This window comes from Flavobacterium sp. ARAG 55.4, from assembly GCF_051846875.1.
GTDB classification, from domain to species: Bacteria; Bacteroidota; Bacteroidia; order Flavobacteriales; family Flavobacteriaceae; genus Flavobacterium; species Flavobacterium plantiphilum.
The window spans coordinates 149,489-160,816 of record NZ_JBPYCT010000004.1 but is presented as its reverse complement, the minus strand read 5'-3'; the positions used below and the strand labels follow the sequence as shown (position 1 = coordinate 160,816).

Sequence of the window (11,328 nt, the reverse complement as noted above, 5' to 3'; positions counted from 1 at the left end):
CTCTTATAGAAAAGAACATACAGATGATAACAACAATAAAAACAAAAACAACAAAAAGTATCGTATCGGTTCTATCGGCTATGACACTATTATTTAGCCTTGGCTCATGTCAGGACTATCTGGATGTACAACCTGAAGATAAGCTTGTTGGGGATCAATTATATCGTGATGTCTATGATGCTGATGCAGCTGTAGTTGGAATTTATGGTAAGTTTATGAATCTTGCTGAAAAACACGTGATTCTTAATGAGATGCGTGCTGATTTGATGACTACCACAAGAAATTCAAATCCTTATTTAGAACAACTGTCTAATCACAATGTATCGGCAGATAACCCATATATTAGTCCAAAGCAATTCTATGAAGTAATTCAGAATTGTAATGATGCCTTGAAGAATTTTGATGTCATGTTAGCTGATAAGAAGTTTACTCAGTCACAATATGACCAGCGTTATGCTGATATCGCTTGTATCCGTTCGTGGATTTACCTGCAGTTAGGAATTCAGTTTGGAAGTGTGCCTTATATTACTGAGCCAATTGAAACCTTAGAGGATGTTAAAAACATCAACAAATACCCAAGGATTCCTTTAGATCAGCTTGTAGATAAGTTAGTCACTTTTACAGAAAGTCTAACCTATAAAAAGATTTATGATGTAGAAAGCAGTTTATTAGTTAGTGTGGACGGCTATGATACCAGAAAGTTTTTTATCAATAAAGAGTGTTTATTGGGAGATTTACAACTTTGGAAAGGAAATTATCAGTTAGCAGCGGCACATTATAAGAATGTAATGGAAGAAACTCCCGCTGGTGGGGCAAATACTTTAGATAATTACCGTGTGAAGTTTGCAGAGGTTATTACGAATGAAGATTTAGCTGTTGGTTATTTAAGGGATTATGAGACAGATGCGACTACTTTAGTAGATAGTAATACTAAAGGCTGGCGGTCTATTTTTGGGAGAACCAGAGATGTGTTGTGGAATACAGAATGGATTTGGTCTTTACCATATGAGAGTAATTTTGCACCCGCCAATCCATTTATTGCTTTCTTTTCTAAAACTGGAGGAGATTATTTAGCCAAACCATCGCAGCGAGCTATTAATCTATGGAATTCAAATAATCAGGTTTTTTATGATAGTAATGGTAATGTTATATTTGGTTATCCTTACGATGCACGGGGTTCAAAGTTTACTTATAAAATGGTAGCCGGAGATCCTGTAATCATGAAGTACATCTATAAGTTTGAAGCCGCAAATGATCAGTTTAAAAGAAATGGAGATTGGTTTTTATACCGTGCAGCTAAATTACATTTACGTTATGCTGAAGCTGCAAACAGAGATAATCAGCAAAGAATTGCTTATGCGCTACTAAATCGGGGAATTAAGTACGAATATACTCCAATACCTAAACATGCACCTCCAACTGATGTAAGTAACATACAACAAACAATGCAGCCGTTTCCTTATAATTTTGATGCTCGTCAGGGAGATGCTCCTAACTATAGAGCACCCTGGCATAGAAATACGGGGGTTAGAGGGCGTGCGAGATTAGAAGCAGTAGGAGCAGTTGGTGATGATATGATTACTACTGAGAATAATATTATTGCGGAAGCCGCTTTAGAGTTGGCTTACGAAGGTAATCGTTGGGAAGACTTAGTTCGTGTTGCCAGACGCAGAAACGATCCAGCTTTCTTAGCTGATAAAATTTTCGATAAATTAAACAGCGAAGGAAATGCAGAAGCTGCTAATGTAAGAGCAAAATTAATGAATCCTAATAACTGGTATCTACCATTTAACTGGTAATTAAATAAAGAAATAGTAGTGAAAGAGTTTGCAACATATGGTGCAAACTCTTTTTCTTGTTTTATAAAACAAGAAAAATAGGGTTAATTTAAAATAAAGTGTTATATTTGAGTGAGTTAACATGTAACTCAGAATTAATTATTTAACCCAAATTTATTAGATTATGAAAAAGTTAACCGTTTTCTTGATGCTCATATTTTGTGTATCATTTTTTGAATTGTCTGCCCAACAAACTATTAGATGGGAGGTAAGTGGATATGCAACACTGCAAATCCGTGTAGATGGAGTTCTTCAACCTGAATTTTCTAGTCCTAAAACGAATAGTAGTGGGGTACTTAATGATGTGCCTGTTGGAGCTTTTGTTGAAATAATTGCTAGCTCTTCTGTTGGGAATTATTCTTTAGAGCCAATAATTAATGAAGATGATGAGTGGATGATAGAACATGCTATACCAGATTATAATTTCACTAATGAAGAGCATACTGCACTTTATGAGTGGTTTACAATGCCTAATGATATTCCTATGTATGTAAAAATGCATGCATAGTTAAGTAGGTTATATTTGAGTATTATTAATAAAAACAAATCCGTTTCAGATTTAATCTGAAGCGGATTTATTGTTTAAAAGGTAGAGAATTTTAAGTATTCTTCAAATTGATGATTTCCTGTTCTGTAAGTAATCTCCAGTTTCCCCTTGGTAAATTCTTTTTAGTTAGACCGGCAAAAGCAACACGATCGATTCTTAAAACATCATAATCGAAATGCTCAAAGATATTACGGACTACTTTGACATTAGAAGTTTTTAGTTTCAGTCCAATTTCACTTTTAGCTTCTCCTTCAATATAGCTTACTTCTTCAACATATACGCGGTGTCCGTCCAGCACTAATCCTTTGCTTATTTTTTCCAGATCTTCAAATTTTAAGTTTTTGTCTAACGAAACCTGGTAGATTTTAGATGATTTTTGATTAGGCAGTGAGAATTTTCTAATCATATCCGTATCATTGGTAAATAATAAAAGGCCTGTGGTGTTTTTATCCATTCTTCCTACAGCAGCAATTTTTGCAGTAGTAGAACCTTTAACCAGTTCTAATACGTTTCTGAATTCCTGACCCTCGTCAAGAGCTGTAGTAAAGTTTTTAGGTTTGTTTAAAAGAATATATACTTTTTTCTCTGGAGTGAGTTTTACACCGTCAAAATTTACTTCGTCTCCCGGTTTTACCAGATACCCCATTTCAGTTACAGGAACCCCGTTTACTTTTACATTTCCTGATTGAATATAGATATCAGCATCTCTGCGAGAGCAAACTCCCGAGTTAGAAATGTATTTATTTAAACGAATTTCATCTTTTGCCTTCGCTCTTTTAGGAGCCTGATTTGGCTTTTTCTCTATTTTTTTAGCGGCTTCTTCAGCAGCTTTCGCAGTTGGTTTTACTTTTTTAGGCCCTTGTGCTCTTTTAGGCATCGCAGGTTTTGGCTTGTTAGAGCTTGGTCTGGAGCTATTAGGTCTGGAACCACCTCTTTTATTGTTGCCTTCCTTGTTGTTCATAATAATCAAATAATTTACTTCGTCTGTTCGGACTATTTAGCACGAATTCGCGCAAAGATACTACTTATATCGTTGAGAAACGATTTTCGATGATCAGAAAAGCGATAACTGCTTAACTAAATGTGCTTTAAAATAAATGTTGAAGTTTTTTTAAATTTATATTAATAGATTAAATAGACATAAACAATTTTTTTCCGTGCCATAAAATACTTGGGTTGATGAGCATTATACAAAATACTCCGGCCACGATAAGAAATTTAAGTACATTATGAAGCAGTAAAAAATGAGCTTTCGAATTAGATTTCCATAAAAATTTGATGAAAAAGATTAGGATAATCAGACAGAAATAAAAATAAATATCCATATAACCTACATCATAGATTTCGATTAAAAGATAAATAGGGAAGAGTGTAAGAAGACTCAATAAACTAATCACTTTTTTAGAAAATCGTTCTCCGTAAATAATAGGAATGGTTTTGTAATTATCAGTTAAATCGCCTTTTATATTTTCTAAGTCCTTAATCATTTCCCGAATAAGTAATAACAGAAACAAAAAAGCGGCATGTGCAGAAATTACAGCAAACTGTCTTTTATAGGTCTCTATTTCATATAGAGGCAATCGGGTGTAATAATATAACAAGATAGCAAAGAAAGGAAGAACTGCTAAAAGTGCTGCCATAAGATTGCCTATCCAGGGCTGTTTTTTTATTTTATGAGAGTAAAACCAAATGAGGAAAATATAAACTGAAAAGAATAAAAAAGCACGCCATGAAATAAATAAGGCTATTAAAGCCACAATAAAGTTTAAAGCAAAATAAACCTTTAATTTTGTGCTTTGACTTATCAGCCGGTCTAACATGGACTTGTTGGGACGATTGATTAAATCTTTCCGGCTGTCGTAAAAATTATTGATAATATAACCTGAGGCGATAGTAACAGAAGAAGCAAATACAATTAAAAATAAATTAAAATCCAGAAGGATATCTAAAGCCCGAATTTCCGGGGCAAGGATAAATATGGCTGACAGGTATTGTGCTAAAATGATAATTGGAATGTTATAGCCCCTGACAACAGAGAACAAACTAATAATTTTTAACGCTAAAAGTTTGTTTTTTCTACTTAACATGTTTTTACTTCTCTTAATAGTATTCGTTCTAAAACCGTGATTATTTTTTATCAAATTTAATGGTTTGTTTTTAAAACGAGCTTGATTTATTTAAAAAGAACTAAAAAAGAAGTGGTTTAGTATTTTATTTTTTAGATTAGAAGAATCAGGCAACAGCTTCGTGCTTTTTTGGTATTTTTACAGTAAACCGGGTGCCTAAATTAATTTCAGAGGTGATTTCAATGGTTCCGTTTAAATTTTCAATAGTATCTTTTACTAAATACAAACCTAAACCCGACCCCTTATTATCGTTGGTAGTAACAAAAAACATATCAAATATTTTGTTTTGATATTCTTGTTTTACCCCAATTCCATTATCCTCAATTGAAATATAGATATTATCTTTATCCTGATAGGTTTTTATGGCTATAAATGGAGATTCTTTTTGTATATCTGAATATTTGATAGCATTTGTCAAGATGTTGTTGATGATGATTTTTAGTTTTAATTCATCACTAATAATGCTGTCAATATTTAATTCTTTGCTAATATGTATGCGTTTGAATTCCTGACGGTATTGATTTTGAACAATTGCTTCTTCAATAATCTGACTCAGATTCACTTTAGTGAACGTCATTGTTGTTTTTTTATTTCTGGAGTAATCAATAATGTCTTTTATAAACTGATCCTGTTTGTCAAGGCTTTCTTGCATGAGTTCTAAATAGTATCTTATTTGAGTCATGTCATTTTCAGCATTCATGATTTCTATTAATCCTTTTAAAGATAAAAGAGGAGATCTTAAATCGTGTGATGCACTGTACACAAATTTATCTAACTCTTTGTTGGCAATGGTTAAGTTTTTATTAATTTCTTCAATTTCCTGTTTAGAACGTCTTAGTTTATTAATCATTAACATATAATAAATACTGGCACTTCCTATTATAATTAAGATAAGAAAAAAGTTAATTAGCAATAAGATATTTTTAATAATACGACTTCCGGAACTTAATGTTTCCGAAAAAAGACGTTCTTTTAAAGTGAGTTTGGAACTAATTCCCTTTATTTTTATTAAGATGACTTCCTTGTCCTGATTACTTAAATTACTGCTGATAATTTTTTGGTTGACAGTATTGCCAATTTGTTCTAATTCTTCGACTAGTTTATCTGCTTCTTCCCATTCTTTTATGGCTTTTGCAAAAAAAGAAACCTTTCTAAAGTTTTTAAAAAGCCATATTAGATCATCAAAATCCTCCGGGCTATTTCTTCCCGCCCTAAGACTTTGTTCGATATTTTCAATTGGAATATCGTTAAGGAGTCCTATCCGGGCCATTTTGTCTCCTTTTGGGACAGCTAATTCCTTATTGAATAATTGCCATTCACTATTCTCCTTAGTAAAAAGGTAGGTGAGTAAATGACGTGTAGCATCTTTTTGTCCTTTCGAATAAAGAGATTCTCCATTTATATAAGCTCTCGATGATGATAATATTTTTATGGTAAAAAAATTGGTGACAATTAACAAAGTACATGATATAGCTACTATGAGCAGAGGAGTAAGAGAATTACGGAGCTTAATTTTTTTAAAAAAAGTAGTTTTAAGCATATTGTTTTTTTAAATTATTAATAAAAAAAACATAAACTAAAGATACAGTATTTTTACGTTATAAAAGTAAGATTTTGTTTAATTTTCTAGTAGAATAAAAATGATTTATAGTTTTGTTTTCAGTGCTTTATTAAAAAGTAATTGCTTTTTTTGCATAAAAAAACCAGAATAAACAATTATTCTGGTTACTTTTTATAAATGTGAACTATTAAACAGGAATTAAAATTGATAAACTACTTCAAGTTTATAGTCTTTCAAAGAAGCTTTTGCCCGTTCTAAATCTTCTGTAAAACCCAAAATATAACCGCCGCCACCGGAGCCGCATAGTTTTAAATAATAATCATTTGTCTCAATTCCTTTTTGCCAGATTTCATGAAATTGTTCCGGAATCATTGGCTTAAAATGACTTAAAACTACTCTGGACAATTTTTTAGTATTGGTAAATAAGGATTTCATGTCACCGCCAAGGAAATTCTCTACACAGGCATCTGTGTATTTTACAAATTGATTTTTCAACATGGTACGGAAACCTTTGTCTTTAAGGTTTTCCATGAAAATATTAATCATAGGAGCTGTTTCTCCAATAATTCCGGAGTCTAATAAAAAAACAGCAGCTTTGCCATCAAAACTTTGAGTAGGAATTCCGGTTGCTTCAATATTGTCTTTTGAATTAATTAAAATAGGAATACTCAAATAGCTGTTTAGAGGGTCTAATCCGGAACTTTTCCCGTGGAAAAAACTCTCCATTTGGGAAAAAATATTTTTTAGTTGTAATAATTTGTCACGGGTAAGATTTTCAAGAACTGTGATTTTGTTTTGAGCATATTTATCATAAATTGCCGCTACCAGTGCCCCGCTGCTCCCTACACCGTAACCTTGCGGAATACTGGAGTCAAAATACATTCCGGTATCAATATCGTTTTTTAAAGACTTTAAATCAAAAGAAACTAAGTTTGCCTGTTCATTTTCTAGTTTTTCTAAATAATCAGCAAAACGTTTTAAACTGGTATTAGAAGCAATGGCTTCTGCTGAAGGATTATCTTCTTTTTTTAAGGCTCCGTTATAGAAATTATAAGGAATGGACAATCCTTTAGAATCACGAATAATTCCATATTCTCCAAAGAGTAATATTTTTGAGTAAAATAGAGGTCCTTTCATACGAGTTGATAATTGACAATTAGTAATTGATAATTATTTATTTTTAGAAGTATTAATTATACTGATGAGTAATTTTAATATTTCGACAATTTTATATTTAATATTTTGAAATTCTGTTTCGGTTAAATAATTGGTTTCATATAATAAATCTAACCAATATTCTGTTTCATTTACTTCTTTTAAAGATATGGATAATTTGTGAATAAATCAGCTTTACTTTGTGCATATTCCGCTTCTCTAATATTAGCTCCTGTAGAAGTCCCGGCACGTAGCATTTGTTTTGATAAAATAAATTCTTTTTTATCGAATAAAAGCTTATAAAGTATAATAATTTCTATTGCAAAAGAAAAAGACTTTTCTTTAATTATGTTTTTCTTTTCCATAGAATTATCCATTATTAATTATCAATTGACTTCCATTTCCAATTTCGTCACAAAGGTACTGTCCATTTTGACAAAAGACAACTAATTCGTCCTTAATAAATTGCAATACAGTCTCTTTGTGTGTGTTTGGGTATAAAACATGCACATTGGCACCGGCATCCAGTGTAAAACAAACCGGAATTAGAGATTCGGCTCTGAATTTCCAAATTTTGTTAATAATTTCCAGTGTATTTGGTTTCATCAGGATAAAATAAGGCATAGAAGTCATCATCATAGCATGCAGAGTCAGTGCTTCGCTTTCTACTATTTTAATGAACTCTTCCAGATTTCCATTTTCAAAAATTCCAATTAGTTTATTCAGGTTTTCATGTGCCTGTTCAAATCGCCTTTCGGCAAAAGGATGATTGTGCATCAAGTCGTGTCCTACAGTACTCGAAACTTGTTTTTCACCTTTGTCAACAAGCAATATAGTATCTTGATAATTTTTGAAATTTTCATGAATCGTATAAGGGAACTCAACTCCAAATAAATCCGAACTCCCTTCAATATTAGCCTGGTTCCCCCATACTACAACTTGCCCTTTTACACTTCGACAAGCACTTCCTGAACCCAATCGCGCTAAAAGTGAAGCTTTTTGATAAAAATAATCTTCGGTCATTTCCGGATTTAAAGCTCTTTCGAGACTCATCATGTTCATTGCTAAAGCTGCCATTCCGGATGCTGAAGAAGCAATTCCTGAACTATGCGGAAATGTATTTTGAGTATCAATTGTAAAATGATAATCTTTCAAAAAAGGCAAATAGATTTCGATTCTTTCGAAAAATTTTTGAATTTTGGGTTTGAAATCTTCTTTGGGTTTTCCTTCAAACAACAAATCGAAAGAGAACTTATCAGTGTTGTTTTTTTTCTCGAATGCCAATTTGGTAATCGTTTTGCAGTTGTTTAAAGTAAAACTCACTGATGGATTAGCCGGAATTTGATCTGCTTTTTTTCCCCAGTATTTCACTAAGGCAATGTTGCTGGGAGCGCTCCATTGAAACTGACCGCTTTCTAAAGTTTGAGAATATGAAGTTGGAATAAAATCCTTTGCTGTAAACATGAACGATAAAATTTTCGCAAAGATACTTTTTTTGATTTATTCATACATTTCTTTATTTGTTCAATCAGTATAAAGTTTTTGATTATTTTTGAAAAAAAGAAAGAAATGAATAAGATTACCAAAATACTCATTGTCGTCGTTACTTGTCTGGCTATAGGTTATTTTTCCGGCATGGTGACCCGTTCTGCTATTACAGATTGGTATCCAACTTTAGAAAAACCAGTTTTTAACCCGCCAAATTGGGTTTTTGCACCGGTGTGGAGTATGTTGTACATTATGATGGGAGTGGCAGCGGGACTGGTTTGGAACCGAATCGATTTTGAAAAAGAACTGGTTAAAAAAGCCCTGATTCTTTTTGCAATTCAATTAGCTTTAAATGCACTGTGGTCGTATTTGTTTTTTGGTTTACACAACCCTATGTTGGCCGGTTTAGAAATAATTGTGCTTTGGCTGTTTATTTATGAAACCTATTTGCAATTTTCTAAAATCAATAAAATTGCAGGCTATTTATTTATTCCTTATTTGGCGTGGGTAAGTTTTGCTGCGGTTTTGAATATAAGTATCTGGTGGTTGAATCGATAAAATGTACAATTTCAAAAATCAAATTCAGTAAGTAGCAATAATTTATTCTGGAGTGTGTAACTTTTTGAATTCCAAATTTTTTTTGAATAAAAAATCCATCGTTACCAGAATATTATTTGATGTTGCGATGTTTTTTGAGTTAGAATCAACATCACAAAATTCAAGAAATAATTCGATTTCATCTGGTTTTAATTTCAAGGTTTCAAAGAAATAGTTTTGATCACAACTTGTTCTTGCTAAGTCTTTAAAAGGAATTATGGGTTTCTCTTTTTTTACGGTTTCTTTTTCTTTTTTAAATAATCCTGTAATCATTCCGCCAATACGTATGAAATCTATTCCGTTTTCAATGGTTCCCATATTAACACCAATAACTTTTGGTGTGTATGCTGATTTTTCTAAACCGTATTCATCTAGCTTATCTACTGCATACTTTGAACCCGAATTTAACTTTATAGAAGGTATTTTAGTGATGACTACTTCTTTTAATTCTTCCGCTTTTAATGTTAATTCAATGATTAAATTCTTGTCATTTGTAATTAAAGGATTGACAATGATTTTTTTAATATCATAGTTTTTGGCTATAAAAACCAAGGTGTCATTCATTTTTGCATCAATTGAAAAGTAGCCATTAGCATCAGAAATACTAATGTCTTTTGTGCTTGCATTGATAATATCTACTTTTGAAATTGCGTAATTATTAAATACAATTTTTCCTTTTATTGTTTGTGAGAAACTAATTTGAGAAGACAAAAGAACTAAAGTGCTGAGTAGTTTTATTTTCATAAGTTGGTCTAATAGCTTGAAAGTAAAATTATTAGATTCTTCTTAATGAAAACTTACTAAATATGTAAAGTCTTGTTAATTTATTCTTGTAAATAAAATTTCAATTTTCTCCTTTGATGATTTGTGTAATTGTGGTGGCTATCCGGTCTACTTTTGTTTGATCTTTTTTTGCTGCATAAATCCAGTCAATATAGGCTTTTTGAGTTCCTTGGGTTAAGTTGGTGAAAATTTCATAAGCTCTCGGCTCGTCTTTTAAACAAAGTGCTAATTCATCCGGGATTTCAATAGCTGAATTATCTTTGTGCAAAATGACTTTAACATAATCTCCGGCTTCTTTTTTTATCTTTTTTCTAACAGCAGCTTTTAACGGAAGAAACAGTTTCCCATTTCCCATGGGCATTAGTTTGTAATTCTTTAATTCATAATTATCAACACTTCCGCAAACGCTTACCCAGCCAAAAGGAGCTCTTTTGTCTTGTGCTATTTCAGGTATAACAGCATACGTCCAGCCACCTTTTCCAGGGAATTTTTCAAGTAAGTATTCCTTATTAACTAAAGGCTTTTCCATTGTTTAAAATAATAATCTAACTTATTCAGCGTGTATTTTTCTGAATTCGATACTTTTTTTATAGAGAAAATCCATTAGTACAAGATCATTTGAATTTTCAGATAAAGTCTTTTTAGATTCAGGATCAAAATTGCAGAAAGTAAGAAAAGCATCTATTTCTTCCTTTTTTAATTGTAAAGTTTCAGTATAGAATTTTTCATCAAAACTGTTTGTGGCCAGTTCTTTAAATTCTTTTTCAGGAATTTCTTTTTCATCTTTTCCTTTAAATAAGCGAGCCAGTTTTTGTCCGATTTTTACAAAATCCATCCCGTTTTCAATAGAGCCATCATTTACGCCAGGAGTTTTTAAAGCATTTGCTCTTTTGCGGACTCCTGTTTCTTCACTTTTTTGTTGTTCCCATTTTTTATCTAATCCCCAATCAATATCTACCCGATGAATAATAACTTCTTTAAGTTCTTCGGGAGTTTTCTCAATTCTGACAATGATATTATTGGTTTCTAAATCCTGTACACCTAGTTTTATTCCTTTTAATGTATAGTCTTTTACGTAAAAAAGAATACTGTCATTTACACTTGCTGATAGTATAAACTCTCCTTTTTCATTAGTTCTCGTGCCCGTTTGTGTGTTTTTATTGATTACATCAACATTTTGAAGTAAGAAATTATCAGACATCACTTTTCCTCTAAGGAGCTTGTGGACTTGGG

The 11,328-nt window shown here is 32.0% G+C and carries 11 protein-coding genes and 1 pseudogene; 3 read left to right on the top strand and 9 right to left on the bottom strand.

The window, feature by feature from the left end; all coding sequences use genetic code 11:
* The first annotated feature begins 23 nt into the window (after positions 1–23).
* Together ACSV4D_RS06450 and ACSV4D_RS06445 are read left to right on the top strand one after the other, a co-directional pair.
* Positions 24–1,799: a RagB/SusD family nutrient uptake outer membrane protein gene (locus ACSV4D_RS06450; RefSeq protein ID WP_439227562.1), complete on the top strand. Its 1,776-nt coding sequence runs from the start codon at positions 24–26 to the stop codon at positions 1,797–1,799.
* Between the two features lie 163 nt (positions 1,800–1,962).
* Positions 1,963–2,346, top strand: coding sequence for a hypothetical protein (locus ACSV4D_RS06445; RefSeq protein ID WP_439227561.1), 384 nt, complete (start codon positions 1,963–1,965; stop codon positions 2,344–2,346).
* A gap of 91 nt (positions 2,347–2,437) precedes the next feature.
* On the opposite strand, the gene ACSV4D_RS06440 is transcribed toward ACSV4D_RS06445, so the two are convergent.
* The 6 genes and pseudogenes from ACSV4D_RS06440 to ACSV4D_RS06415 form a co-directional block, all read right to left on the bottom strand.
* A complete protein-coding gene (locus ACSV4D_RS06440) occupies positions 2,438–3,346 on the bottom strand; it encodes a pseudouridine synthase (protein ID WP_439227560.1) in 909 nt (302 codons plus the stop codon).
* Between the two features lie 169 nt (positions 3,347–3,515).
* Positions 3,516–4,472: a geranylgeranylglycerol-phosphate geranylgeranyltransferase gene (locus ACSV4D_RS06435; protein ID WP_439227559.1), complete on the bottom strand. Its 957-nt coding sequence runs from the start codon at positions 4,470–4,472 to the stop codon at positions 3,516–3,518.
* Between the two features lie 145 nt (positions 4,473–4,617).
* Positions 4,618–6,051: a sensor histidine kinase gene (locus tag ACSV4D_RS06430; protein ID WP_439227558.1), complete on the bottom strand. Its 1,434-nt coding sequence runs from the start codon at positions 6,049–6,051 to the stop codon at positions 4,618–4,620.
* Between the two features lie 219 nt (positions 6,052–6,270).
* Positions 6,271–7,209, bottom strand: a complete 939-nt coding sequence (locus ACSV4D_RS06425) for a mevalonate kinase family protein (protein WP_439227557.1) — start codon at positions 7,207–7,209, stop codon at positions 6,271–6,273.
* Positions 7,210–7,242: 33 nt separating this feature from the next.
* Positions 7,243–7,592, bottom strand: a pseudogene (locus ACSV4D_RS06420) (four helix bundle protein).
* A 4-nt stretch (positions 7,593–7,596) separates the two neighbouring features.
* The gene (locus ACSV4D_RS06415; RefSeq protein WP_439227556.1) at positions 7,597–8,691 is read right to left on the bottom strand and encodes a diphosphomevalonate/mevalonate 3,5-bisphosphate decarboxylase family protein; all 1,095 of its coding nucleotides are present in this window, start codon (positions 8,689–8,691) and stop codon (positions 7,597–7,599) included.
* 105 nt (positions 8,692–8,796) lie between these two features.
* On the opposite strand from ACSV4D_RS06415, the gene ACSV4D_RS06410 reads away from it, so the two are divergent.
* Positions 8,797–9,273, top strand: coding sequence for a TspO/MBR family protein (locus ACSV4D_RS06410; RefSeq protein ID WP_408081732.1), 477 nt, complete (start codon positions 8,797–8,799; stop codon positions 9,271–9,273).
* Positions 9,274–9,315: 42 nt separating this feature from the next.
* Here ACSV4D_RS06410 and ACSV4D_RS06405 read toward each other — a convergent pair whose 3' ends face one another.
* The 3 genes from ACSV4D_RS06405 to ACSV4D_RS06395 all read right to left on the bottom strand — a co-directional run bounded on the left by ACSV4D_RS06405 (position 9,316) and on the right by ACSV4D_RS06395 (position 11,296).
* The gene (locus ACSV4D_RS06405; RefSeq protein WP_439227555.1) at positions 9,316–10,056 is read right to left on the bottom strand and encodes a hypothetical protein; all 741 of its coding nucleotides are present in this window, start codon (positions 10,054–10,056) and stop codon (positions 9,316–9,318) included.
* A gap of 100 nt (positions 10,057–10,156) precedes the next feature.
* Complete coding sequence (locus tag ACSV4D_RS06400) at positions 10,157–10,624, bottom strand: DUF1905 domain-containing protein (protein ID WP_439227554.1); 468 nt, start codon at positions 10,622–10,624, stop codon at positions 10,157–10,159.
* A gap of 21 nt (positions 10,625–10,645) precedes the next feature.
* Positions 10,646–11,296: a hypothetical protein gene (locus ACSV4D_RS06395; protein WP_439227553.1), complete on the bottom strand. Its 651-nt coding sequence runs from the start codon at positions 11,294–11,296 to the stop codon at positions 10,646–10,648.
* Positions 11,297–11,328 lie beyond the last annotated feature (32 nt).

Bases quoted from the DNA above. Each gene is read 5' to 3' on its own strand.
- ACSV4D_RS06450 (WP_439227562.1), top strand. From the start codon at position 24: ATGATAACAACAATAAAAACAAAAACAACAAAAAGTATCGTATCGGTT.
- ACSV4D_RS06445 (WP_439227561.1), top strand. From the start codon at position 1,963: ATGAAAAAGTTAACCGTTTTCTTGATGCTCATATTTTGTGTATCATTT.
- ACSV4D_RS06440 (WP_439227560.1), bottom strand. From the start codon at position 3,346: ATGAACAACAAGGAAGGCAACAATAAAAGAGGTGGTTCCAGACCTAAT.
- ACSV4D_RS06435 (WP_439227559.1), bottom strand. From the start codon at position 4,472: ATGTTAAGTAGAAAAAACAAACTTTTAGCGTTAAAAATTATTAGTTTG.
- ACSV4D_RS06430 (WP_439227558.1), bottom strand. From the start codon at position 6,051: ATGCTTAAAACTACTTTTTTTAAAAAAATTAAGCTCCGTAATTCTCTT.
- ACSV4D_RS06425 (WP_439227557.1), bottom strand. From the start codon at position 7,209: ATGAAAGGACCTCTATTTTACTCAAAAATATTACTCTTTGGAGAATAT.
- ACSV4D_RS06415 (WP_439227556.1), bottom strand. From the start codon at position 8,691: ATGTTTACAGCAAAGGATTTTATTCCAACTTCATATTCTCAAACTTTA.
- ACSV4D_RS06410 (WP_408081732.1), top strand. From the start codon at position 8,797: ATGAATAAGATTACCAAAATACTCATTGTCGTCGTTACTTGTCTGGCT.
- ACSV4D_RS06405 (WP_439227555.1), bottom strand. From the start codon at position 10,056: ATGAAAATAAAACTACTCAGCACTTTAGTTCTTTTGTCTTCTCAAATT.
- ACSV4D_RS06400 (WP_439227554.1), bottom strand. From the start codon at position 10,624: ATGGAAAAGCCTTTAGTTAATAAGGAATACTTACTTGAAAAATTCCCT.
- ACSV4D_RS06395 (WP_439227553.1), bottom strand. From the start codon at position 11,296: ATGTCTGATAATTTCTTACTTCAAAATGTTGATGTAATCAATAAAAAC.